The sequence below is a fragment of the Pseudomonas sp. 1912-s genome, assembly GCF_029269205.1.
In the GTDB taxonomy this organism is placed as follows: domain Bacteria; phylum Pseudomonadota; class Gammaproteobacteria; order Pseudomonadales; family Pseudomonadaceae; genus Aquipseudomonas.
In genome coordinates this window covers 1-23681 of the sequence record NZ_JARIXR010000010.1, presented here as the reverse complement: position 1 = coordinate 23681, position 23681 = coordinate 1, and the positions used below count along the sequence as shown (strand labels likewise).

At 61.7% G+C, this 23681-nt stretch carries 20 protein-coding genes; 6 read left to right on the top strand and 14 right to left on the bottom strand.

The window, feature by feature from the left end; genetic code table 11:
* Positions 1-706: 706 nt before the first annotated feature.
* The 3 genes from P3C29_RS14785 to P3C29_RS14775 form a co-directional block, all read right to left on the bottom strand.
* Positions 707-2053 (bottom strand): amidohydrolase, encoded by a 1347-nt coding sequence (locus tag P3C29_RS14785; protein WP_275964804.1) that lies wholly within the window; start codon positions 2051-2053, stop codon positions 707-709.
* 51 nt (positions 2054-2104) lie between these two features.
* Positions 2105-4264 (bottom strand): mechanosensitive ion channel domain-containing protein, encoded by a 2160-nt coding sequence (locus tag P3C29_RS14780; RefSeq protein WP_010166450.1) that lies wholly within the window; start codon positions 4262-4264, stop codon positions 2105-2107.
* A gap of 72 nt (positions 4265-4336) precedes the next feature.
* Entirely contained in the window at positions 4337-4513 is a 177-nt protein-coding gene (locus tag P3C29_RS14775; RefSeq protein ID WP_010166452.1) for a hypothetical protein, read from the bottom strand.
* A 178-nt stretch (positions 4514-4691) separates the two neighbouring features.
* On the opposite strand from P3C29_RS14775, the gene yegS reads away from it, so the two are divergent.
* The gene (gene yegS, locus P3C29_RS14770; protein WP_169385871.1) at positions 4692-5594 is read left to right on the top strand and encodes a lipid kinase YegS; all 903 of its coding nucleotides are present in this window, start codon (positions 4692-4694) and stop codon (positions 5592-5594) included.
* Here the strand turns inward: yegS and P3C29_RS14765 are convergent.
* From P3C29_RS14765 to P3C29_RS14755, 3 genes are all read right to left on the bottom strand, one after another.
* Entirely contained in the window at positions 5578-6237 is a 660-nt protein-coding gene (locus P3C29_RS14765) for a response regulator transcription factor (protein WP_010166456.1), read from the bottom strand. The genes yegS and P3C29_RS14765 overlap by 17 nt on opposite strands.
* Positions 6234-7127 (bottom strand): sensor histidine kinase, encoded by an 894-nt coding sequence (locus P3C29_RS14760; protein WP_029615739.1) that lies wholly within the window; start codon positions 7125-7127, stop codon positions 6234-6236. The genes P3C29_RS14765 and P3C29_RS14760 overlap by 4 nt, the downstream gene beginning before the upstream one ends.
* A 320-nt stretch (positions 7128-7447) precedes the next feature.
* Positions 7448-7894 (bottom strand): hypothetical protein, encoded by a 447-nt coding sequence (locus P3C29_RS14755; protein ID WP_201126220.1) that lies wholly within the window; start codon positions 7892-7894, stop codon positions 7448-7450.
* Positions 7895-8445: 551 nt separating this feature from the next.
* On the opposite strand from P3C29_RS14755, the gene P3C29_RS14750 reads away from it, so the two are divergent.
* Together P3C29_RS14750 and P3C29_RS14745 are read left to right on the top strand one after the other, a co-directional pair.
* Complete coding sequence (locus tag P3C29_RS14750; protein WP_008430676.1) at positions 8446-9381, top strand: chemotaxis protein CheV; 936 nt, start codon at positions 8446-8448, stop codon at positions 9379-9381.
* A 39-nt stretch (positions 9382-9420) separates the two neighbouring features.
* A complete protein-coding gene (locus P3C29_RS14745; protein ID WP_201124944.1) occupies positions 9421-10227 on the top strand; it encodes an MOSC domain-containing protein in 807 nt (268 codons plus the stop codon).
* A 65-nt stretch (positions 10228-10292) separates the two neighbouring features.
* On the opposite strand, the gene P3C29_RS14740 is transcribed toward P3C29_RS14745, so the two are convergent.
* From P3C29_RS14740 to P3C29_RS14705, 8 genes are all read right to left on the bottom strand, one after another.
* On the bottom strand, positions 10293-10577 hold the full coding sequence (locus P3C29_RS14740; RefSeq protein WP_003183665.1) for a pyrimidine/purine nucleoside phosphorylase: 285 nt from the start codon (positions 10575-10577) through the stop codon (positions 10293-10295).
* 47 nt (positions 10578-10624) lie between these two features.
* On the bottom strand, positions 10625-11167 hold the full coding sequence (locus P3C29_RS14735) for an exonuclease domain-containing protein (protein ID WP_169385869.1): 543 nt from the start codon (positions 11165-11167) through the stop codon (positions 10625-10627).
* 71 nt (positions 11168-11238) lie between these two features.
* On the bottom strand, positions 11239-13167 hold the full coding sequence (locus P3C29_RS14730; protein WP_275964803.1) for an acetyl/propionyl/methylcrotonyl-CoA carboxylase subunit alpha: 1929 nt from the start codon (positions 13165-13167) through the stop codon (positions 11239-11241).
* A gap of 854 nt (positions 13168-14021) precedes the next feature.
* Positions 14022-14795, bottom strand: a complete 774-nt coding sequence (locus P3C29_RS14725) for an enoyl-CoA hydratase-related protein (protein WP_275964802.1) — start codon at positions 14793-14795, stop codon at positions 14022-14024.
* Positions 14792-15949, bottom strand: a complete 1158-nt coding sequence (atuD, locus tag P3C29_RS14720; RefSeq protein WP_169385866.1) for a citronellyl-CoA dehydrogenase — start codon at positions 15947-15949, stop codon at positions 14792-14794. The genes P3C29_RS14725 and atuD overlap by 4 nt, the downstream gene beginning before the upstream one ends.
* A 21-nt stretch (positions 15950-15970) precedes the next feature.
* Positions 15971-17587, bottom strand: a complete 1617-nt coding sequence (atuC, locus tag P3C29_RS14715; protein WP_275964801.1) for a geranyl-CoA carboxylase subunit beta — start codon at positions 17585-17587, stop codon at positions 15971-15973.
* Between the two features lie 3 nt (positions 17588-17590).
* Complete coding sequence (locus P3C29_RS14710; protein ID WP_201124941.1) at positions 17591-18463, bottom strand: SDR family oxidoreductase; 873 nt, start codon at positions 18461-18463, stop codon at positions 17591-17593.
* Between the two features lie 12 nt (positions 18464-18475).
* Positions 18476-20254: an acyclic terpene utilization AtuA family protein gene (locus P3C29_RS14705; protein ID WP_275964800.1), complete on the bottom strand. Its 1779-nt coding sequence runs from the start codon at positions 20252-20254 to the stop codon at positions 18476-18478.
* A 153-nt stretch (positions 20255-20407) separates the two neighbouring features.
* Between P3C29_RS14705 and P3C29_RS14700 the strand changes: the two genes are divergently transcribed.
* From P3C29_RS14700 to P3C29_RS14690, 3 genes are all read left to right on the top strand, one after another.
* Positions 20408-21031 (top strand): TetR/AcrR family transcriptional regulator, encoded by a 624-nt coding sequence (locus P3C29_RS14700; protein WP_010166492.1) that lies wholly within the window; start codon positions 20408-20410, stop codon positions 21029-21031.
* Between the two features lie 99 nt (positions 21032-21130).
* Complete coding sequence (locus tag P3C29_RS14695; protein WP_275964799.1) at positions 21131-21919, top strand: transporter substrate-binding domain-containing protein; 789 nt, start codon at positions 21131-21133, stop codon at positions 21917-21919.
* A gap of 66 nt (positions 21920-21985) precedes the next feature.
* Positions 21986-22999, top strand: coding sequence for a GNAT family N-acetyltransferase (locus P3C29_RS14690; RefSeq protein ID WP_275964798.1), 1014 nt, complete (start codon positions 21986-21988; stop codon positions 22997-22999).
* Positions 23000-23681 lie beyond the last annotated feature (682 nt).

Here is a 23681-nt window from a genome sequence, read left to right as displayed (position 1 = left end):
TCGGTGTTCCCTCACTCCGGCATTGCTCCGCGGGCCGCCGCGACGGGGCGTCCCTGCCCCGTCGCGGCTAAACCGGCGTCCTGCCGGTTTACCCGCTCCTCAATCCCTGCGTTCGGCCTCGGGCTTATTGGGGCAGTCAGAGCCAGATCAAAATCTACAGCACAGCGGCCTACAGGCCGGCTTGAGTGGTAGAAGCCAGAGCAAAAGCCAAAGCGAAAACCAAATCTGAAACTGATGCAGCTCTGCTTTTGTGTGGGAGCTGGCTTGCCTGCGATGCAGACACCTCGGTTTTTCAGGTACACCCAGTTGATGCCATCGCAGGCAAGCCAGCTCCCACATTTGACCGTGCCCGCTGTAGATTTTGATCTTGATGTTGCCTTTGCTTCACACCACTCAAGCCGGCCTGTAGGCCGCTGTGTTCTTGATCTGCTTTTGATCTTGATCTTAGGCGCCCCGTTAAACCACGCTGGCCGAACGCAGGTAGTACGGAGCGGGTAAACCGGCAGGACGCCGGTTTAGCCGCGACGGGGCAGGGACGCCCCGTCGCGGCGGCCCGCGGAGTAGTACCGGAGAGAGGGCACACCGAGCATTAGCGAGGTGCCGAGTGGTGGGGCAAGAGCGTTTTGCTTACTTTTGCGCTGTTCAAAAGTGAGCCGCTGTAAGAGCGGAACCAATAGTGGCCATAACCTAGATAACGGATATGCCCTCAATCCCCCGCATTGGCATACAAATAATCAGTCGCCAACGAAGCCAACGTCCGAACCCCAACCACCAACGCCGACTCATCCACAAAGAACCCCGGATTATGATTCGGCGCCGCCTTGCTCATGTCCTGATCCCTAGGCGTCACCCCCAGAAACACAAACAACCCCGGCGCTTCCTTGGCGTAAAACGAAAAGTCCTCAGCCCCTCCCACCAACGGGGCATTCACTACGTCGCCATTCGCCGCCCAACGCAAACTCGGCAGCATCTTCTCGGTCAGCGCCGGGTTGTTGATGGTCGGATCGTACTTCTCAATGATCGTAACCTCAGCCTTGGCCCCACCACTCTCGGCGATTTTCTCGACGGTCTGGCGCACATCCGCATGCAGCTTCTGGCGAATGCCATAGTCGTAGGACCGAATGGTCCCACTCATATCCACCGACTCGGGAATGATGTTGTACCGCGTGCCACCGTTGATGGTGCCGATACTGACCACCGCCGGGAACGAAGAAATATCGGTTCGCCGGCTGACCACCGTCTGCAGCCCCACAATCGTCTGCGCGCCCACGGTAATCGGGTCGATCCCATCCCACGGCCGCCCGGCATGGGTCTGTTTGCCGAGGATCTTGATCCGCAGGTCATCCGAGCTGGCCAGGGTCGGCCCCGGCCGATAGGCGATCTGCCCCGCAGGCACCCCGGCCCACACGTGAAGGCCAAACACCGCATCCGGCTTGGGCGATTTCATCACGCCTTCCTGCACCATCATTTTCGCGCCCCAGGTGTTCTTGCCGTCGGGGATAAAGTCGCTCGGGCCTTCTTCAGCCGGCTGGAAATAAAACACCACGGTGCCCGGCAGGCGATCACGCATGCCAGTGAGGATTTTCGCCGTGCTCAGCAGGATGGCAGTGTGGGCGTCGTGGCCGCAGGCGTGCATCACGTCGACTTCTTTATCGAGGTACACACCCTTGGCCTTCGAGGCGAAAGGCAGGCCGGAAACCTCCTTGACCGGCAGCGCATCCATGTCGGCGCGCAAGGCAACGGTCGGGCCTGGCAGGGCGCCTTTGAGGACGGCGACTACGCCCGTGCGGGCAACGCCTGTCTTGACCTCCAGCCCCATTTCCCGCAGTTGCGTGGCCACCAGCTCCGCGGTGCGATGTTCGGTGTTGCCCAGTTCAGGATGGGCGTGGATGTCGCGCCGGGTTTCCAGCAAGGCCGGTTCCAGCACTTTCGCCTGGGCGGCGATGGTTTCACGGGCACTGTCCTGGCCGCTGCTGGCGGCGATGACCGCGCTGCTGGCGACACCGCACAGCAGGCCGAATACCCATTGGTGTGTAAGACCGGTCAAACGCATAAGGACTCTCCATGATTATTGTTGTTGATCCTGACGTCGTCCGGGCAGCGTTTATTCTTTCTCCTGCACGCCTCCCGCCGCCGTCACCACTTGCACGCTCAAGCGTGGGGTGGCCAGGTCCAGCCCGGCCTCATCCAGGTGACGCTTGAGCGACAGGTTGAATGCCCGCGAAACCTCCCACTGCTTGATCGGCGCGGTCTTGAAGCGGGCGCGAAGAATCGCACTGCCGGACTCGAAACTTTCTACACCCTGAATCTCCAGCGGCGACCAGATGTTGCGCCGCTGCAGCGGGTCGTTGCGCATCTTCTGCCCGACGTCGCGCATCAGCTTGATGGCGTCGTCGATTTCCATGTTGTACGGAATCGCCACCCGGAAGATCGCGTAGCCGAACTCCCGGGAGTAGTTCTTGATGCTTTTGATTTCACTGAACGGAATCGTGTGCACGATGCCGTCGATGTCCCGCAGGCGCACCGTACGGATGGTCAAGCCTTCCACGGTGCCCAGGTGGCCGCCGACGTCCACGTAGTCATCAATCGCCAGGGAGTCTTCGATAATGATGAACAGGCCGGTGATCAAATCCGCCACCAGCGACTGCGCGCCAAAACCGATGGCCAAACCGATCACACCGGCACCCGCCAGCAGTGGTGTGACGTTCATGCCCATGTTCGCCAGGGCGACGATGGCGGCGATGATGAAGATGGTCACGAACAGCACGTTGCGAATCAACGGCATCATCGTCTGTGCCCGCGCATTGGCCAGGCCTTTGCGCGAGCGGGTGAGGGCGTGGTGGATGGCCGTGTCGCTGAGGATCCAGATCAGCCACGCGAACAGCAAGGTGCCCGCGAGGCCGAACAGCTTGACGCTGATTTCATGGCCGTCGCCTTCGGTAAAGCGGATCAGCGACAGGCCCCAGACCCGCAGGCCCAGTTCGATAAACACCAGCCACACCACCAGGTGAGCGAGGGTGTAGACGAAGCTTTTCAGGCGATCGGAGTACAGCGCATGGCGCTTGTGCCCACGTTGTGGCTTGAGGGAATGGCGGCGCACCAGCCCGTTGATCACCATGCACAGCACCAGCAACACCGTGCACAACAACGACTGGCGCAAGGCGGTGCTGGTGTCGCCGGCGGAGACGAAGGTGGCGAACAGCGAGATGCCCACCAGCAGCAATGCCGGCAGATACCAGAAGCTGCCGACGATCTCGATGGTGTCGCTCAGGGCGCGGCGGGTCAGGCGGCGGGACAGCGGCTGGTTGCGGATCAGGTGCGCGATGGGCCGGCGGAAACGCAGGATGAACACGCCGGTGGACAGCGCTGCCATGACATTGGCGATGGTCGCGGCGACATGGGACAAATGCTGGCCCAGGCTTTCGGCCAGGCGCGGGTCGCTGACGGCTTCGCCAAAGGCGGCAAAGCTGCCGATCAGCCATAGCGGGCGGAAGGCCTGGTGCCGCAGGATGTACAGGGCGCGGTGGCGGTGCGGACCGTCCAGCACGGAAAACGCGACCACGCAGATCGCCGAGAAACAGGTGCCCACCACCAGCGCGTAGGCCAGCACCATCGCCAGGGACTTGCCGAGGGACGAGGGCAGTGCGTAGCTCATGTAGACGGTGATCACCAGCGCGATCAGCCACGGGCCGAGCTTGCGCAGGGCAAAGCGCAGCAGGTCCCAGGTCTTGGGGTGTTGGGGCAGTTCTTCGGTCAGGCCGAAGCGCTCGCGCACCCGGTGGCTGAGCCAGATCAGCACGGCAGCCAGCAGGCTCCAGAGCATCAGGATCATGGCAAACGCAAAGATGATCGGCAGCCATTCGCTGGCCGGCAGCATCAGTGCGGTAAGTTCGTCCTTGGCCAGGTCGAACTCGCTGGACCAGCGATTGATCGGGCTGTCGGCACCGGAGAACTGTTGTTCCAGGCTGGACAGGGTGCCACCGATCAAGCCGAGCACGCCGAGTTCGGCGGCGGGCTGGGCCTTTTGTGTGGTTTCCCGGAGCTTTTTCAGGTCAGTCAGCAGCTTGGTGCGCTGCTGGTCGTTTTCCAGGGTCTTGATCACCTCGTCCAGGGACTGGCCCAGCGGGACGTCGGCTTGCGGCTGGGTTTTGTTGGTGCTGCCCAACAGCCCCGGCAGGCTCACGGCGTGGGCAGGCGCCATGGGCAGCAGGGTCAGCAGGCAGATAAACAGGCAGCAAGGCAGGGCAAACAGACGGGCAAGCACGAGGCGGTCAACCTTAAAAACGACGAATTGACCGAGTGTACGAGGCCGTCATGTGCAATGCGAGTGAGATTGTCATTCAGCGAGTTTGGCGAGGATCTTGTACACCACGGTGCCGAGGATCAGCAGCATGCCGATCCACATGCCGAACACGCCAATGGCTTTGTCGCGAAAGTTGAAGCCGATGGCCAGGAGGATCATGCCGGTCAGGATGGGGATGAGCATGGAGTGGAAGGCGGACATGGTGATCATGGGGCGACGGCCTTGTCGGATGGGGGATGGGTATAAGTCTAGGTCGATTTTGCGAAGTGCACGTTGATCAGTGTCAGAAACGCTACAAATCCCGGTTAATTTCTACACCCGATGGCTTTTTTTCGATTGGCCACGGTCAACATCCCTCAGGAACCCTTAAACCCAGGAGCATTCATCCATGAGCACACCCAAGGCACTGTTGATTCTGCACGGCAAGCAAGCCCTCAACGAGCAGGTGCGGGCGGCGGTGCAGGGCAAGCGCGAGCAGGGTTGGGAACTGGCCGTGCGGGTGACGTGGGAAGGCGGTGATGCCCAGCGCTTTGTCGAGCAGGCCCTGGCCGATGGCTACACGCGGCTGATTGCCGGCGGCGGAGATGGCACCCTGCGGGATGTGGCCGAGGCCATGGCCCGGGCCAAAACCGAGGCCAGCCTGGTGCTGATGCCCCTCGGTACCGCCAACGATTTTGCCCGCGCCGCCGGCGTGCCGCTGGAGCCTGAACAGGCCCTGGACCTGCTGGATGTGCCGGCCCGGGCTATCGACCTGGGCGAGGTGGGCGGGCAGATCTTCCTGAATATGGCCACTGGCGGGTTTGGCAGCCAGGTCACCGCCAACACCTCCGAAGACCTGAAAAAAGTCCTCGGTGGCGCCGCGTACCTGTTTACCGGGCTGTCACGTTTCAGCGAGTTGCGCGCGGCCTACGGTGAATTGCAGGGGCCTGACTTTCATTGGCGTGGCGAGTTGCTGGCATTGGGCATCGGTAACGGGCGCCAGGCCGGTGGCGGCCATGTGTTGTGCCCCGATGCGCTGGCCGATGATGGTTTGCTGGACATCAGCATATTGCCGGCGCCCCAGGAAGTGGTCGGCACCCTGCGCAACCTGATGACGGACGGCTGGGGCCTGGACAACATGTTTGTGCGGGCGCGGTTGCCGTGGGTCGAGATCAAAGTGGCCGAAGGGTTGGCGATCAACCTGGATGGCGAACCACTGCAGGGCGACGACCTGCATTTCTCGGCCTTGCCCCAGGCGTTGCGGGTGCACTTGCCGGAGGATTCGCCGTTGCTGACTAATCGTCCAGGCTGATGATCTGCTCGCGCACGGCGAACAACACCAGGCCCGCCACATCGAAAATCTGCAGGCGCTTCATGATCTGCGAACGGTGGGCTTCCACGGTCTTGATGCTCAAGCCCAGGCCATTGGCGATTTCCCGGGTGGATTTGCCGCGCACGATCAAGCGCAGGATTTCCAGCTGGCGTGCCGTCAGGTTGTGGCTGTGGGGTGGCGGGTTGGGCTGGGCCTGATTGCGCACCAGCGCCTGGTTGATCACCGTATGGGCAATGGCCGGGCTCAAGTAGCGTTCGTTGTTGCGCAAGGCCAGGAGCGCGTGTTCCAGCTCATTGGCCGTGGTGTCCTTGAGCAGGTAGCCATGGGCGCCGGACTCCAGGGCGCACATGATCAGTTCCGGGTCGGTGTGCATCGACAGGATCAACACTTTGCTCTTTGGGTAGGCGCGCTTGAGCTCCTTCAGCGCGTCGAGGCCGCCGGTGTGTTTCATCGACAGGTCAAGCAGCACGATGTCGGGTTGCAGCGCGTCGAATCGCTCCAGCAGCTGCGCGCCATCGCTGGCTTCGCCGACCACTGCGTAGCCGGGAATATCCATGACCAGCGCACGCACGCCGGCCCTGATCAGGGAGTGGTCATCCACCAGGAGTAAGTTGCACGTCACTCTAGAACCTTATGGGGGTTGGCCCGTTCGAGGGCGCGGGGCGCCCAGGGGAAAAGCGCTTCGATCCTTGTCCCAAAGCCTGGCTGGCTATTGACGGACAATGTGCCGCCCAGTTGATCAATCCGCTCGGACATCCCGGCCATGCCCCGCTGGCCTTCCTGGGCGGGGTTGATGGCGGGCGAAAAGCCCTGGCCGTCATCGCTGATAAACAGCGACAGGCCTTCAGGCAGGCGTTGCAGGCGCACCAGCAGGTTACGTGCCTGGGCATGGCGCAGCATGTTGGTGACGGCTTCCTGGGTAATCCGAAAGGCGGCGACGGCCATCTCTTCCGGGATGCCGGTCAGCCGTTGATGGCATTCCAGGCTCCAGCTGACCCGGGTGTTTTCCAGGGTCTTGAGCAGGTGCGCCCGCAGGCTCGCCTCCAGCCCCAGGCTCGCCAGCTGCCGGGGGTTGAGGATGGCCGACACGTCCTGCACCTTGGCCAGGGTTTCGTTCAAGGTGTTGCACAGCACGGCGCAATGGCCCTGCAAGTCTTCCGGCAAACGACGCTTGAGCCATTCACTTTGCAGCTTGGCGGCGGTCAACAGCTGGCCGATATCGTCGTGCAGTTCGCGGCTCAGGCGATGACGCTCGTTTTCCTGCACCTGCAGCAGGCGGTCGGCCAGTTCCTGGGGCTGGAACTTGATGGACTTGCGTGAGCGCCACTGTTGCAGGCCTACCACCAACAGGGTGGCCAGGTTCACCCACAGCAGGGCCAAAGGGAGATCGGCCGAGTGTGCATAAGCCCACAGGCTGAGCAGGCACGAGCACAGGCATAGCGCGAGGGTCATCCAGCGTGCATTGCTTCGGGACACGGACCTTGCGATGAGTGACTTCAGGCTGGCGTACATAGGAGGCGCATTTCACGTTTATATGCATCATGAAGTTGAGTCACTTCGAGCGGGGCATGGTACCACCACTATTACCGTTGGTCGCCTTTCGCCGAGCGGGATGAGGGTTATTAATCACGGCAGCGCCCCGGGAGGTAGTCCCGGAGTTCAAATAGGCGGGGAGTTGTATCATTGAAGTTGTTTTGTATCGGTATTGTCGTTAGTGGCTTATTGATATTTTTCTGCTAACGACGACGTCATGCAGGGTTAGTTGCTGCTGTCGTTTTTGGATATGTCGGCCATTGAATACGACGTTTTTTGCGGTTAAATGCGAAGGATATTCAAATCGCGTAAGGCATGCTGCGTTGTTGCTTATAACCAAAGTCGCTTTGCGGGATGTGCTGCACCACAGTGGCAATCAACACGGTTTGTTCCGTTTCATCCAGGCCCAGTTTGCCGGTTTTGGCGTCGATCAACTCCAGTTGCCAGGCGAGCAAGGTCAGGCAAGCATTCAGCGCGTCCAGTGCCTCGTCGTGTAGTTGCAACGGGCTGGCGGCATTGGCGATCAGGTACTGCACATGCCGGGAAAATTCGCCGATGGCCCGCAGCGCAAGGGCGTCGGACTTTTCCGCGAGCTTGATCAGGCTGCTTTTCATGCAGTCGATGGCGTCGCTGTCGTTACGGATCAAGTGCAGGTGGCTCAAGCATTCCTGGGACTTGGCCAGCAGCATTTCAGCCTCAAGGAGGAACTCGGGAAGTGCAAGTTGCCACTCTTTGCCGTCGTTCATCATGCAAGTCTCCACAACATACGGTCGGATAATGAGATGTCGCACCGGGTGAATGGCTTAAAAGTACTGCTGAAATATGACGAAGATCTGTAGGTTGGTTCCGACTTTTCAGTAGGGCATTTATTTGAATGACGCCCGCGCTCGTCCGAACCCCCCATCATCTTCAGGGCCATTCGCATAACTTCTTCGGTTGCCAAGACATAAGTCTGTGGACGACCCGTGGGCCGAGGGCTTGCGATAGCAAACAAAAGCCTGACTCCATTCATGCAATGAGAATGGCGTCACATTAATGGCTATTAGATATCGCGAATATCAGGTTGGTCCTGATTGTGGATAGGGGAATCCCTTACATGGGGGAACCTCGCGCTGACTTTGTGGTCACGCGGCGGTGGTGAAGGGCCTTGCGTTGAAGCTGGCTCAGTAAAGCATGATATCAGTGTGACATCAATGGATTTGCATGGCATTTTAATAGGGGTCAAGGTCCGGCATTTACGGCCGATAACCTCCTTCAGTGACCAGCACTATCCATCCGCTCAACCCAGGAGTCTTTAATGGCCGGCATTCTCGACACGGTAGATCAACGCACACAATTGGTGGGTGAGAATCGCCTGGAGATCCTTATGTTTCGCCTGGCCGGGCGGCAGCTGTTCGCGATCAACGTGTTCAAGGTGCAGGAAGTGCTGCAACTGCCCAAGTTGACCCTCATGCCCCAGCGTCATCCGTTTGTCTGTGGCGTGGTCAACCTGCGTGGCCAGACGCTGCCGGTGATCGACCTGTCCCAGGCCATTGGCATGCGCCCGCTGATTCCGGGGCCCAACAGCACCATTATCGTCACCGAATACAACCGCTCGGTGCAGGCCTTCCTGGTCGGTGGCGTAGACCGCATCGTCAACATGAACTGGGAGGCGATCCTGCCACCACCGGCCAGTGCCGGGCGCCAGCATTACCTGACGGCCATCAGCAAGGTCGATGACCAGTTGGTGGAAATCATCGACGTGGAAAAAGTCCTCGCCGAAATCGTGCCCTACAACGCCAAGGTCTCCCGCGAGAAACTCGAAGACCCGGTGCTGGAGCGTGCCCGTGGCCGCGAAGTGCTGCTGGTGGATGACTCTAACGTGGCCCTCTCGCAACTGCGTGACACCCTCGGCCAACTGGGGGTGAAAATGCACATTGCCAGCGACGGCCTCAAGGCCCTGAACATGCTCAAGGCCTGGGCCGACAGTGGCCAGGTGATGACCGACAAACTGTTGATGATCTTCACCGACGCCGAAATGCCCGAGATGGACGGCTACCGCCTGACCACCGAGATTCGCAACGACCCACGCCTGCGCAGCCTGTACGTGGTATTGCACACCTCGTTGTCCGGCAGCTTCAACGATTCGATGGTGAAGAAGGTCGGTTGCGACAACTTCCTCTCCAAGTTCCAGCCTGACAAGTTGGTGGACGTGGTTCGTCAGCGTCTGATGCTGGACGAAGTCCCGGCTTGAGCTTAGGGTGACGGCTTTGTCCCTCAGGAATGCAGGCCCATGCTTCGTCTCAGCGCGTTGTACCGATACCCCTTGAAGTCTGGCAAGGGTGAAACCTTGCAGCAGATCGGCCTTGATGCACTCGGGCTTGACGGGGATCGACGCTGGATGTTGGTGGACGAAGCCAGCGGGCGTTTCCTGACCCAGCGGGCGGTGGCAAAAATGAGCCAGTTGTCGGCGCTGTGGAACAGCGTCGGTGGCCTGACGTTGAGCGCCGAAGGGCTGCCCGCCCTCGACGTGCCACTGCCCGGCAGCGATGCCGAGTTGCGCGGTGTGACCATCTGGCGCGACACCTTGCGCGTGCCGGATGCCGGTGATGCAGCAGGTGCCTGGCTCAGCGAATTCATCGGCAAACCCACACGCCTGGTGCAAGTGCCGCTGGCGCGTGCGCGCACTACCGAGGCCGGTTACGGCAAGGATGATGACAAGGTCGCGTTTGCCGATGGCTTTCCGTTGCTGCTGATTGGCCAGGCGTCCCTGGATGACCTGTCCCGGCGGGTCGGCCGGCCCATGGAGATGCTGCGCTTTCGTCCCAACCTGGTGATCGAGGGCAGCGAAGCCTTTGCCGAAGATGGCTGGAAACGCGTGCGAATCGGCGATGTGGAGTTTCGGGTGGTCAAGTCCTGCTCACGCTGCATCCTGACCACCATTGACCCGGCGAGCGGCGAGCGCAGTGCCGACCGCGAACCCTTGGCCACGCTCAAGACCTACCGCGAACAAGAGGGTGATGTGATGTTCGGGCAGAACCTGGTCAACGATGGCGTGGGTCGCCTGGAAGTCGGCATGCCGGTGACGATCCTCGAGTAACCGCCCGTGCAATAAAAAATGCCCGTCTCTCGCGAGACGGGCATTTTTTTTCGGCTATCGAACGTTTAGCCGCGGTATTCGCACAGGTAGGCGGTGTCGACGGCGACTTTCAGCTGGAACTTGCTGTTGGCGGGCACGTTGAACTGGCTGCCGGCGGCGAAGGTTTCCCAGTCGGTGCTGTCTGGCAGCTTGACGGTCAGTGCGCCTGACACCACGTGCATGATTTCACGCTGGGCGGTACCGAACTCGTATTCACCCGGGGCCATGACGCCGATGGTCGCCGGACCTTCTGCAGTGCCGAAAGCGATCGACTTGACGGTGCCGTCGAAGTACTCGTTGACTTTAAACATGGGCGAATCCTCGGAAAAGGGTCAAGAAAGGTCGGCCAGTATGCCTTCTACACGGGCAAAATCAACGGCAGCAGCCGTGCGGTATTGCGCGCATCTTCCAGCGCGCGGTGCTGTTGGCCGTGGAACTGCATACCCGCCAGTTGCAGCGCGCCGTTGAGCCCCAGCGGCTTGTCCAGGCGCCGGGCCTTGGCGAAGCGCTGCTTGAGGTTCACGTGAGGCGTCTGGCCCAGCACGCTGCTCAAGCCATGGCGCTGCCACTCCAGTTCCAGTTGCTGGCGGTCATAGTCGCCCCAGCTCGCCCAGCCTTCCAGGCGTGCCTGGTGTTGGCCGAGCCAGCGTTCGAACAACGGCCACACGTCATTCAATGGCGCGGCAGCATCGATATTCGCCTGGGTGATGTGGGTCAACTGGCGGCAGAACGGCGTCAGCAACGGCCTGCGCAACGGCCGCACGAAACGCTGGAAATGGTCCAGCTCACGGCCCTGGCGGTTGACCAGGCTCACCCCGATTTCGATGATTTCCATCTCGGTCACGGGCCAGCCGCCTTCATCCGTTGTGGCTTCAAGATCAATAATCAGCCAATGAGGCATCGCAGGTTCCCGTACTCTTCCCGTCCTGATGGGGATAGAGCGTAGCCAAGCCTGCTAGTTCCGCCCAGGGGTTACTCGATCTCCAGCAAAATCTGACGGTTCCTCACCTGATCTCCCGCAACCGCCTGGATCCGCTTGACCACGCCACTCATGCCGGCCTTGAGTGGGTGCTCCATTTTCATCGCCTCCAGCACCAGCAACAGCTGGCCCTTGCTGACCGAATCACCTTCGCTGACCCGAACTTCGACAATTGCCCCATCCATCGGCGCCTTGACCGTGCCGTTGCCGGCCTCGGCCTGGCGGGTGGCAACGGCCTGGGTGCGGTTATCGATGCGCACGCCAGGCAGCCAGAGCCGGGTGCCTTGCAAGTGGTACGCGGTGCGACGGCGAATGCCGTTGAGAACGGCGGTGGCCCAGCGTCCGTCGGTGGTGAGGTCGCGTACGTCGATGGCGTGCCGGTCAAGCTCGACGTGCAGGCAGTTGTCTGCCAGCACACTGAGGCGGACTGTCCGGGACTCATCCTGTTCGACCAACTGCCAGGTCCACGGCACGCTGGCGTTGTTGCGCCAGCCGGAGAGCGGCGTGGCATGAGCGCTGGCGCTGTGGTGATAAAACAGGGCGGCGGCCAGCGCCAGTTCATCGTCGGTCGCTCTGGTGCGAGCGATTTCGCTGAAGTGTTCGGCAATAAAGCCGGTGCTGAAGTCTGCAGCGATAAATTGCGGGTGCTTGAGCAGGCTGGCCAGCAGGCGCTGGTTGGTGGAAACGCCGAGCAGCACGCAGTCTTCCACCGCCCGTACCAACTTGCGCCGAGCCTCTTCGCGGGTAGCGCCGTGGGCGATGATCTTGCCCAGCATCGGGTCATAGAACGGCGTGATGCGCTGGCCTTCGAGCACGCCATGATCGACGCGCACATCGGCTGCCGGTTCCCAGCGCAGCACGTCGCCGGTTTGCGGCAGGAAGCCCTGGGCCGGGTCTTCGGCGTAGAGGCGCACTTCCATGGCGTGGCCGCTGAGGGTGACTTGTTCCTGGCGCAAGGGCAGGGGCTGGCCGGCGGCGATGTGCAGTTGCCAGGCGACGAGGTCGAGGCCGGTGATCAGTTCGGTGACCGGGTGTTCGACCTGCAGGCGAGTGTTCATTTCCAGGAAGTAGAAGGTGCCGTTGCGGTCGAGCAGGAATTCGACCGTGCCGGCGCCGACGTAACTGACGGCGCGGGCGGCCTTGAGCGCGGCTTCGCCCATGGCCTGGCGCAGCTCGGGGGTCATGACGGGGCAGGGGGCTTCTTCGATGACTTTTTGATGGCGGCGCTGGATCGAGCAGTCGCGTTCGCCGAGGTAGATCAGGTTGCCATGGGTGTCGCCGAACAGTTGGATTTCGACGTGGCGTGGGTCGATCAGGGCTTGTTCGAGGATCAGTTCGGCGCTGCCGAAGGCGTTTTGCGCTTCGGAGCGGGCGGTGCGCAGGTGTTCCAGCAGGGTGTCGGGGCTGTGCACCAGGCGCATGCCACGGCCGCCGCCGCCGGCGCTGGCTTTGATCATCAGGGGGTAGCCGATGTGGGTGGCGTGTTGTTGCAGGGTAGGGTCGTCCTGGTCGGGGCCCTGGTAGCCTTTGATGCAGGGGACGCCGGCGTTGAGCATGGCGATTTTCGAGAGGCGTTTGCTGCCCATCAATTCGATGGCTTCGGGGCTGGGGCCGATGAAGGTCAGGCCAGCTGTTGCACAGGCTCGGGCGAAGTCGGGGTTTTCGGAGAGGAAGCCGTAGCCGGGGTGGATGGCGTCGGCACCGGTGCGGTGGGCGGCTTCGAGGATGGCGTCGATGTTCAGGTAGGACTGGTTGACCGGGGCGGGGCCGATGTTGACGGCTTCGTCGGCCATCTGGACGTGCAGGCTGTTGGCGTCGGGGTCGCTGTAGACCGCTACTGTGCGGTAGCCCAGGGCTTGGGCGGTGCGCTGGATGCGGCAGGCGATTTCGCCACGGTTGGCGATCAGGATTTTGTTGAACATGAGTGATCCCTTGGGTTGGCGTTTACCGTGTACATATCCATTCCTGCGGTAACGGCTGCTATTGGTTCCGCTCTTACAGCGGGTCACTTTTGAAAAGCGCAAAAGTAACCAAAACGCTCTGCCCCGCCTGTCGGCACCTCGCCTAGGCTCGGCGTTCCCTCACTCCGGCGCTGCTCCGCGGGCCGCCGCGATGGGCCATCCTTGGCCCAGCGCGGCTAAACCGGCGTCCTGCCGGTTTACCCGCTCCGCACCACCTGCGTTCGGCCTCGGGCTGAATGGGGCAGTCAGATCAAAATCAAAAGCAACAGCACAGCGGCCTACAGGCCGGCTTGAGTGGTAGAAGCCAGAGCAAAAGCCAAAGCGAAAACCAAATCTGAAACTGGTGCAGCTCTGCTTTTCTGTGGGAGCTGGCTTGCCTGCGATGGCATCAACAGGGTGTACCTGAAAAACCGAGGTGCCTGCATCGCGGGCAAGCCAGCTCCCACATTTGGACAGTGCTCGCTTTAGATTTTGATTTTGCCTTTGCTTCACACCACTTAAGCCGGCCTGTAGGCCGCTGTGCTGTTGATCTGCTTTTGATCTTGATCTTAGGCGCCCCGTTAAACCACGCTGGCCGAACGCAGGCTTTGGAGCGTGGGTAACCCGGCAGGACGCCGGGTTAGCCGCGCTGGGCCAAGGATGGCCCATCGCGGCGGCCCACGGTCCAAAGCCGGAGCGAGGGCACACCGAGCCTAGGCGAGGTGCCGAGTGGTGGGGCAAGAGCCTTTTGGTTACTTTTGGGCTTTTCAGAAGTGACCCGCTGTAAGAGCGGAACCCATAGCGGCCATCACCCAAATAACGGATATGCCCCCGATTCATCGCGCCCACCCCGGCTTACGCTTCTGCACAAAAGCCTGAGTCCCCTCAATCCCTTCCTCACCACCCACCGCCTCGGCAAACCACTCGGCAGCCTGGTCCAGCAAAGGCCCCAAAGCCTGCTCGCCACTGGCCAACACCAACGCCTTGGTCTGCGCATTAGCCCGGGGAGCACACCGCAAAACCTGCCCCAACACCTCATCCACCCGCTCCGCCAACGCCTGCGAATCGTGCTCCACAAAATGCACCAACCCCAACCGCTGCGCCTCAACCCCATCAAACCGCGCCGCGGTCAAAGCCAGCCGCCGAGCCTGAGTCAACCCAACGCGCTTCACCACAAACGGCGCAATCTGCGCCGGCAGCAGCCCCAGGCTGGTCTCCGGCAACCCGAACTGCGCCTGATGATCCGCAATCGCCACATCACTGACACACACCAGCCCAAACCCACCGCCCAACACCGCCCCTTGCAGCACCACGATCACCACCTGCGGCAGCGCCTCAACCTCCTGCAACAGCGTGCCAAACGCCCGGTTCAACGCCTGCAAGCCACCCGCGGCCCCCGCGCGAGCCATGTCCTTCACATCCCCGCCCGCCGAAAAATGCCCTCCCGCGCCACTGATAACCAGCGCCCGTACGCTCTGGTCCCCAGCCACATCCGCCAGCACCGCGCGCAGTTCCTCGACCATCTCCAAGCTCATGGCATTGCGGCTGTCGGGCCGGTTGAGGGTCACATGCAACACCCCGTTGTGCGGCTCCAGCAGCAACGTGTTCACGACTTTTTCCCCGGCAGGGTGCCCATCAATTTGCAGATGATCCCCAGCATGATCTCGTCCGCCCCCCCGCCAATCGACACCAGCCGCACATCCCGATAGGCCCGGGCCACCGGGTTGTCCCACATGAATCCCATGCCGCCCCAGTATTGCAGGCAACTGTCGCTGACTTCCCGACCCAGGCGCCCGGCCTTGAGCTTGGCCATGGAGGCCAGGCGCGTTACGTCCTGGCCCTTGATGTACTGCTCGGTGGCCTGGTACACCAGCGCCCGCAGGCACTCGATTTCGGTGGACAGTTCGGCCAGGCGGAAGTGGATCACCTGGTTGTCGATCAATGCCTTGCCGAAGGTCTTGCGCTCCTTGCAGTACTCGATCGTGCTGTCGATGCAGTACTCCAGGCCCTTGACCATATTGGCCGCGCCAAACAGCCGCTCTTCCTGGAACTGCAACATCTGCATCATGAACCCCGCGCCTTCATGGCCGATGCGGTTGCGCTGGGGGATGCGCACGTCGTCGAAAAACACCTGGGCGGTTTCCGAGCTGTGCATGCCGAGTTTTTCCAGGGGCGGGCTGACGCTGATGCCGGGGGTGTTCATCGGCACCATGATCAGTGACTTGTTGATGTGCGGCTTGTCGTCCGACGTGTTGGCCAGCAGGCAGATAAAGTCGGCACTCGGCGAGTTGGTGATCCACATCTTGCTGCCGTTGATCACGTAGTCGCTGCCGTCCTTGCGGGCATGGGTTTTCAGCCCGGCCACGTCGGAGCCGGCGCCGGTTTCCGAGACGCCGATGCAGCCTACCTGTTCGCCGCTGATGGCCGGGCGCAGGAATTCGTCGCGCAGTTCATCGGAGCCGAAGCGGGCCAGGGCCGGGGTGCACATGTCGGTTTGCACGCCGATGGACATGGGGATGCCGCCGCAACGGATGCTGCCGAACTCTTCGGCGGCGACGATGGAGTAGCTGTAGTCGAGACCCATGCCGCCGAATTTTTCCGGCTTGGAGATGCCCAGTAATCCGAGGTCACCGGCCTTGCGGAAGATCTCGTGGATCGGGAAGCGCCCGGCCTTTTCCCATTCATCCACGTGCGGGTTGATCTCGCGCTCGACAAAGCCGCGGACGGTGCGGCGCAATTCTTCGTGTTCCTGGGTGAAGATCATTTTTATTGTTCTCCTGAAGGTTTAGAACCGCGCCACACCAAAGCTGTTGGGCTGCAACTGCCGCACTTCGGCCTCATGGCAGATGTCCAGCAGAAGCCCCAGCAAGGTCCGGGTGTCCCGTGGATCAATCAGCCCGTCGTCCCACAGGTTCGCACTGCCGTAGAGCGCGGTGGACTGGCTGTCGAGTTTCTGGGCGGTGACCTGTTCGAGCATGTCGAGCACCTTGGGATCAGGCACCAGGCCGTCTTTCAATTGCTTGGCCTCGGTGACGATCCGCAGCACCTTGCCGGCCTGGGCGCCGCCCATCACGGCGGTACGGCTGTTGGGCCAGGCGAAGATAAAACGCGGGTCGAGGCCTCGGCCGCACATCGCGTAGTTGCCGGCGCCGTAGGAGCCGCCGACGACGATGGTCAGCTTCGGTACCCGGGCATTGGCCACCGCCTGGATCATCTTCGCACCGTGCTTGATCACGCCTTGCTGTTCCGACTCGGTGCCCACCATGAAGCCGGTGGTGTTGTGGAAGAACAGCAGGGGCGTCCGGCTCTGGTCGCACAGCTGGATAAATTGCGCAGCCTTGCTCGCGCCCTTCGGCGTGATCGGCCCGTTGTTGCCGATAAAACCGCAAGCGCGGCCCTGGATATGCAGGTGGCCGCAGACGGTGTGCGGGTCGAACTCGCCCTTGAATTCGAGGAAGTTGGAACCGTCCGCCAGTCGCGCAAGGATTTCCCGCACGTCATAGGGTTTTTTCGGGTCGTCGGGGATCAGTCCCAGCAGCTCTTCAATCGGGTACAGCGGCTCGCTATACGTGCGTTTTTGCACGACCGGCAAACGGTCATCCCACGGCAACAGGCTGACGATCTCGCGCACGATGCGCACACCGTCAGCGTCGTTTTCCGCCAGGTACTCAGCGGTGCCGGCGGTTTGTGCGTGCATTTCGGCGCCGCCCAACGCTTCGTCGGTGGCGACTTCGCCGGTGGCGGCCTTGAGCAGTGGCGGGCCGGCCAGAAACAGTTTGGCTTTACCGCGCACCACCACCACGTAATCCGAAAGCCCTGGCTGATACGCGCCGCCCGCCGTGGCCGAGCCATGCACCACGGTGATCTGCGGCAGGCCCATGGCCGACATCCGCGCCTGGTTGGCGAAGCTGCGGGCGCCTTCGACGAAAATCTCGGCGGCGTAGTTGAGGTTGGCGCCGCCGCTTTCCGCCAGGGTCACGACGGGCAGTTTGTTTTCCATGGCGATCTGTTGCAGGCGCAGGGATTTTTTCAGGCCCGAAGGGGAGATGGTCCCGCCCTTGATCGCGCTGTTATTGGCCACCACCAGCATGCGCACGCCGCTGACGTAGCCGATACCGGCGATCAACCCGCCGCCGGCGGCGCTGCCGTCCTTGTCGTCGTGCAGCTTGTAGCCGGCCAGGCTTGCCAGTTCGAGGAACGGCGCGCCGGGGTCCAGCAGCAAATTGAGGCGTTCCCGCGGCAGCAGTTGCCCGCGCTTGTCGAACTTGGCCTTGGCTTCAGCTGCCTTGGCCAGCAGGTTTTGCTCCAACTGGCGCAGTTGATTAACGCCCGTGAGCATCGCTTCGCGGTTCTGCGCGAATGGCACGCTGTGGGCGTCGAGTTGCGAGTCGATCACCGGCATGGCTTATTTCTCCTCCTTGAGCACATCCGGCACGTACGCCCGGTGGAAACCATTAAAGGACGCGCTCGGCGGTTGCGCCTTGTGCAGCGGCCAGGCGCGGCTGCCGAGGCTGGCGGCGCCGTCGATGCGCAAGGTGCTGCCGCTGACGAACGCGGCGGCGGGGCTGAGCAAAAACACAATCGCCGCGCTGACTTCCGATTCGGTGCCGATGCGCTTGAGCGGCACATGTTCGCGCAAGGTCGGAATCACTGCCTTGAACGCACCTTCGTAAGTGTCCATGCCGCTGGAGGCAATCCAGCCCGGCGCCACGGCGTTGACCCGCACCCCGGCGTAACCCCATTCGAAGGCGGCGGTCTTGGTGAAGTTGTCCATGCCCGAACGCGCCGCGCCGGAGTGGCCCATGCCCGGCATGCCGCCCCACATGTCGGCGAGCATGTTGACGATCGACCCGCCGTGCTTGCTCATGCACTGGTTGAACACTTCCCGAGCCATCAGGAAACCACCCACCAGGTTGGTGCGCAACACGGTTTCAAAGCCCTTCTGGTTGATCGACGCGAGCGGCGAGGGGTACTGGCCGCCGGCGTTATTTACCAGGCCATGAATCGGGCCGTGTTCCTGCAGAACCTGGCTGACCAGCGCCTTGACCGCTTCTTCATCACGGATGTCGCAGGCCTGCCAACTGGCGCGGCCGCCGTCTTCAACAATCTCTGCCGCCACCGTTTGCAGTTTTTCCGGCTTGCGCCCCACCAGAATCACATGGGCGCCAAGGGCCGCCAGTTCGTGGGCGGTGCAGCGGCCAATGCCACTGCCGCCGCCGGTGACGATAATGCTCTGCCCCTGGAACAGGTCGGCTTTGAAGATCGAGTCGAAGGCCACGGCGTGGGTCCTTTAAGTGAGTTGATCGGCGATGTGCTGCGGCACGGCAATCGGTATTTCCAGCAGTTGCTGGGCGAAGGCCTTGCCTTGGGGGTCGATGCGCAGGCTGGCAATCCCGCCGCCACCCAGGGCGTTTTCCAGCAGGAAGTTCAGGCTGTGGCTGCCGGGCAAGTACCAGCGTTCGACGCGGCCGTGAATCGGGTCGAGCACGTGGCTCATCCAGTCGACGATGACTTCGGGCGTCAGCGCTTCGGCGATCCACGGCAGGTACTCGGGGGCGCGGGCGATCACCCCGATGTTGCTGTGGTTGCCCTTGTCGCCGGAGCGGGCCACGGCCAGTTTGATCAGCGGCACGTTGGCGTCGGCGCGACCCTGGGGTTTGGGCGGGTCAATCAATTCGATTGACGTGTTCAACGGTTCGGCGACAGGCAACTCACAGGCATGCCGTTCGCCAAGGAAATCGACCTGCAATGGGCAGACGCTTTTATCGATCAGGAACGAAAACAGCCGAATCAGCGGGTACACCGTGGGCCGCCCGCCGACGATGCCGGTAAGCCCTGGCGCCATGCCGGTGGCTGCCTGGGCAATCTCCCGGGCAAACAGCACCAGCGCCTGTTTGTTGGGGTGACGCACCGCCAGTTTCACCACCACTTCGCGGCAGTCCTGGCGTTGGGCGTGGGGGCCGTAGGTGGCTTCGCTGCCCAGCAGTTCGATGTTGACGTCGGTGTAGGGCGCCCAGCCGCGCTGGCTGAACAGGTCTGATGTCTTGTTGATGATCGCCTGGCTGACCCGCTCGGCCTTGGCCACTGCGTCGATCCCGGCGATCAGGCAACTGGCGGTGCAGCGAAAGCCGTCCGGGTAGGTGGCGCTGACCTTGTATTGGTCGGTCGGTGGCAGGCCTTTGGCGCCGTGCAGGTGCACGCGGTTTTTGCCTTGCTGCTGGAGTTTCACCTGGCTGAAGTCGCAGATCACGTCGGGCAACAAGTAGGCGCGCGGGTCGCCGATTTCATACAACAGTTGCTCGGCGACGCTCAGTTCGCTGATCAGCCCGCCGGTGCCGTCGACTTTACTGACGGTGAACTGGCCGTCGGCACTGACCTCCACAATCGGGAAACCGATGTGTTCGTAGTCCGGCACTTCCCGCCAATCGGTGAAGTTGCCGCCGGTGCACTGGGCGCCACATTCGATGACATGCCCGGCCAATGCCGCCTGGGCCAGGCGGTCGTAATCCTGCCAGGACCAGTCGAACTCATGCACCAGCGCCGCGCTGACCACCGCGCTGTCGACCACGCGGCCAGTGATGACGATATCGGCACCGAGCTTCAGCGCCTGCACGATGCCCGGCGCGCCGAGGTAGGCGTTGGTGGACACGCACATCGCTGGCAGCGGCGCGCCGCTGAACATGTCGGTGATGCCGTGCAACTGCTTGAACTGCGGTTGCAGGTCATCCCCCAGCAGCACGGCGATCTTCAACGGAATTCGGGCCTGGTCGCAGGCCGCCTGCAACGCGGCAGCGCAGGCCTGGGGGTTGATCCCGCCGGCATTGCTGATCACGCGAATGCCCTGGCGCTGGATATCCGCCAGCAGCGGCGTCAGCACGTCGACGAAGTCCGTGGCATAGCCGGCCTGGGGATCCTTCATCCGTGCCCCGGCCAGGATCGACATCGTGACTTCCGCCAGGTAGTCGAACACCAGGTAATCCAGCGCGCCGCCGTGCACCAACTGCGCAGCGGCGGTGCAGGTGTCGCCCCAGAAGGCGCTGGCGCAGCCGATGCGTACCGTCTTGTTCATGGGGCGTCCTTCCTCCGGTTGGATGAGTCGAGACTACCAAGCAAGCGCTTGGTTTGTAAACTCTGGTCACAACTTTGCCCCAAGCGCTTGCTTGGTTGGCTGCCACGGCCTAAATTGCCGGCCAAGACGTAACCAGAAGTTAAGGAGAACAGCATGGATGAGCAAAAAGCCCTGCGGGTGATGCGCACCATGGTCGACGCGGGCCAACTGACCGACCCCGACAGTGCCCGTGGCAAGCTGCTGCAAACCGCGGCGCACCTGTTTCGCAATAAGGGCTTTGAGCGCACCACCGTGCGTGACCTGGCCGGCGCGGTCGGGATTCAGTCCGGCAGTATCTTTCATCACTTCAAGAGCAAGGACGAAATCCTGCGGGCGGTGATGGAGGAAACCATCCACTACAACACCGCCCTGATGCGCGCTTCCCTGGCCGAAGCGAATAACGTGCGTGAACGGGTGCTGGCGCTGATTCGCTGCGAATTGCAGTCGATCATGGGCGGCAGCGGCGAGGCCATGGCGGTGCTGGTGTACGAGTGGCGCTCACTCTCGGCCGAGGGCCAGGCCCAGGTGCTGGCCCTGCGTGATATTTATGAAGACATCTGGTTGCAGGTGCTGGGAGAGGCCAAGGAGGCCGGTTATATCAGGGGCGATGTGTTTATCACCCGGCGCTTTCTGACCGGCGCCTTGTCCTGGACCACCACCTGGTTTCGTGCCCAGGGCAGCATGACCCTGGAGCAACTGGCCGATGAAGCCTTGCTGATGGTGTTGAAAGCTGACTAGCCCGTTCGCGCAAGCTATTAATTGTGTGGCAGAAAGTTGTCTCGATAGACAAAAACGCCTAGCTTAGCGGGATCAAAGTTTTCGACGGTGTGTGCCTTGATGTTTTCGCCTTGGCGACTGGCTGCAGGACTCTCAATATTGGCGCTTGGCGCACTGTGGCTGATGCCGGCTTCGGCCGCCCAATTGGTGAGGATCGGTGCTGCGCATTTTCCGCCGTACACCGTGCGCCCGGAGCAGGGCGCCGACACCGGGTTGCTGCCGCAATTGGTAGAAGCCTTGAACGCGCTGCAAACCGACTACCAGTTTGTGCTGGTGCCCACCTCGATTCCCCGGCGTTTTCGCGATTTCCAGCAAGGTCGGGTCGACATGGCGATCTTCGAAAACCCGAAATGGGGTTGGCAGGATATTCCCCACACCGCGGTCGACATGGGCCTGGAAGACGCCGAAATCTTCGTCGCCCAGCGTGAGCCTGGCCGCGACCAATCCTATTTCACCGACCTGGCCGGCAAGCGCCTGGCGGTGTTCAGCGGTTATCACTACGCGTTCGCCAATTTCAACCCGGACCCCAAGTACCTGGCGGAGCACTTCAACGCCACCTTGACCTATTCCCACGACAGCAACCTGCTGATGGTCGCCCGGGGTCGGGCCGACATCGCCCTGGTGACGCGCTCCTACCTCAGCGATTTCCTGGTGCGCAATGCCGACACGGCGGGGCAATTCCTGGTGTCCCAGCGGATTGACCAGGTGTACCACCACTACGCATTGCTGCGGCCCAAGGCACCGATCACCGGGCCGGCGTTCGCCGGGCTGCTCAAGCAGTTGCGGGACAATGGCCAGTTGTTGAAGATCTTCGAGCCTTACCGCATCGATGTGATGCCGGTGCCCTGATCGTCTAAATTTTTGCCCGTGGCTCACGTCACTTGTTGAACTGTCGACGATTCGTGAGCCCACCCCATGTCCAATCTGAATGACCTGTCTGCCCTGCCGTTGCCGGCGGGGTCTGCCCTGAATGCTGATGAAACTGACACGCGCCTGAGCCTTACCCTTGAAGGGCAGCCGCTGATTCGCCTGCGCCTTGAGCGGGGCGATGAGCTGCAGGTGCACTTGCAGGAGCCCGGCAGTGTGCCGGCTGCCCGTGCGTTGTGGGCGGCCTGTTACTGGTTGTTTGCCAGGGAGCCTGGGCGGCAGCGGCTGGTCTGGCGCCTTGAGCATGTGCCGGAGGATGCCTTGCGCAGTGGGCTGTTGGTGGCGACTGAGGTTGCCGGGCAGTTTTATTGCGAGCGCACGTTGTTTTGGCAATTGCCGCAACCGTGGCTGGGGCAATCCCTCACGGGGACTTATCCGCAGCAGATGATTATCAGCGCTGGTAAGCGTCATCCTGCCCGTGCGCCGAAGCCTCGGGGTGAGGTTTATCGACGGTTCGATGCGCGGTTGGGGGCGTGGATTTCATTGCGCACGGTGGAGATTGATGTTGACCTGGCGCGGTTTAATCGGTGGCAGAACAGCACGCGCGTGGCGAATTTCTGGCAGGAAAGTGGCAGCCTTGAGCAGCATCGGGAGTATCTGGACACGCTGGAAGCTGATCCTCATGCGTTGACGTTGATCGGCTGTTTCGATGATGAGCCGTTTGCGTATTTCGAGGCGTATTGGGCCAAGGAGGATCGGATTGCGCCGTTCTATGACGTGGCGGATTACGATCGCGGGATTCATATGCTGGTGGGGGAAGAGCATCACCGGGGGCCGCACAAGGTAGCGAGTTGGTTGTCGGCGTTGGTGCATTACCTGTTTCTGGATGATCCGCGTACGCAGCGGGTGGTGGCTGAGCCTCGGGCGGATAACGGGAAGATGATTGGGTATATGCAGAATCAGTGTTTCCACTGTGAGAAGGAGTTTGATTTTCCGCATAAGCGGGCGGCGTTGATGATCCTGGGGCGGGAGCGGTTTTTTGAGCGGTGTGGGTTGGTTTGAGTGTGTACATATCCGTTATTTAGGTAACGGCTGAATATGGTTTCGCTCTTACAGCGACTCACTTTGGAAAAGCCCCAAAGTAAGCAAAGGGCTCTGCCCCGCCTGTCGGCACCTCGCCTAGGCTCGGTGTTCCCTCACTCCGGGATTGCTCCGCGGGCCGCCGCGACGGGGCGTCCCTGCCCCGTCGCGGCTAAACCGGCGTCCTGCCGGTTTACCCGCTCCTCAATCCCTGCGTTCGGCCTCGGGCTTATTGGGGCAGTCAGAGCCAGATCAAAATCAAAAGCAAGAGCACAGCGGCCTACAGGCCGGCTTGAGTGGTAGAAGCCAGAGCAAAAGCCAAAGCGAAARMCAAATCTGAAACGGATGCAGCTCTGCTTTTCTGTGGGAGCTGGCTTGCCTGCGATGCAGACACCTCGGTTTTTCAGRTRYACCGAGGTGATGCCATCGCAGGCAAGCCAGCTCCCACATTTGACCGTGCCCGCTGTAGATTTTGATCTTGATGTTGCCTTTGCTTCACACCACTCAAGCCGGCCTGTAGGCCGCTGTGCTGTTGATCTGCTTTTGATCTTGATCTTAGGCGCCCCGTTAAACCACGCTGGCCGAACGCAGGCTTTGGAGCGTGGGTAACCCGGCAGGACGCCGGGTTAGCCGCGCTGGGCCAAGGATGGCAAGGATGGCCCAT

Coding starts and splice junctions, on each gene's coding strand:
- atuC (WP_275964801.1), bottom strand. CDS start 17,587: ATGCCGGTGATCGACTCGCAACTCGACGCCCACAGCGTGCCATTCGCG.
- P3C29_RS14775 (WP_010166452.1), bottom strand. CDS start 4,513: ATGATCACCATGTCCGCCTTCCACTCCATGCTCATCCCCATCCTGACC.
- P3C29_RS14695 (WP_275964799.1), top strand. CDS start 21,131: ATGTTTTCGCCTTGGCGACTGGCTGCAGGACTCTCAATATTGGCGCTT.
- yegS (WP_169385871.1), top strand. CDS start 4,692: ATGAGCACACCCAAGGCACTGTTGATTCTGCACGGCAAGCAAGCCCTC.
- P3C29_RS14690 (WP_275964798.1), top strand. CDS start 21,986: ATGTCCAATCTGAATGACCTGTCTGCCCTGCCGTTGCCGGCGGGGTCT.
- P3C29_RS14755 (WP_201126220.1), bottom strand. CDS start 7,894: ATGAACGACGGCAAAGAGTGGCAACTTGCACTTCCCGAGTTCCTCCTT.
- P3C29_RS14730 (WP_275964803.1), bottom strand. CDS start 13,167: ATGTTCAACAAAATCCTGATCGCCAACCGTGGCGAAATCGCCTGCCGC.
- P3C29_RS14705 (WP_275964800.1), bottom strand. CDS start 20,254: ATGAACAAGACGGTACGCATCGGCTGCGCCAGCGCCTTCTGGGGCGAC.
- P3C29_RS14785 (WP_275964804.1), bottom strand. CDS start 2,053: ATGCGTTTGACCGGTCTTACACACCAATGGGTATTCGGCCTGCTGTGC.
- P3C29_RS14700 (WP_010166492.1), top strand. CDS start 20,408: ATGGATGAGCAAAAAGCCCTGCGGGTGATGCGCACCATGGTCGACGCG.
- P3C29_RS14735 (WP_169385869.1), bottom strand. CDS start 11,167: ATGCCTCATTGGCTGATTATTGATCTTGAAGCCACAACGGATGAAGGC.
- P3C29_RS14740 (WP_003183665.1), bottom strand. CDS start 10,577: ATGTTTAAAGTCAACGAGTACTTCGACGGCACCGTCAAGTCGATCGCT.
- P3C29_RS14745 (WP_201124944.1), top strand. CDS start 9,421: ATGCTTCGTCTCAGCGCGTTGTACCGATACCCCTTGAAGTCTGGCAAG.
- P3C29_RS14750 (WP_008430676.1), top strand. CDS start 8,446: ATGGCCGGCATTCTCGACACGGTAGATCAACGCACACAATTGGTGGGT.
- P3C29_RS14760 (WP_029615739.1), bottom strand. CDS start 7,127: ATGTACGCCAGCCTGAAGTCACTCATCGCAAGGTCCGTGTCCCGAAGC.
- atuD (WP_169385866.1), bottom strand. CDS start 15,949: ATGATCTTCACCCAGGAACACGAAGAATTGCGCCGCACCGTCCGCGGC.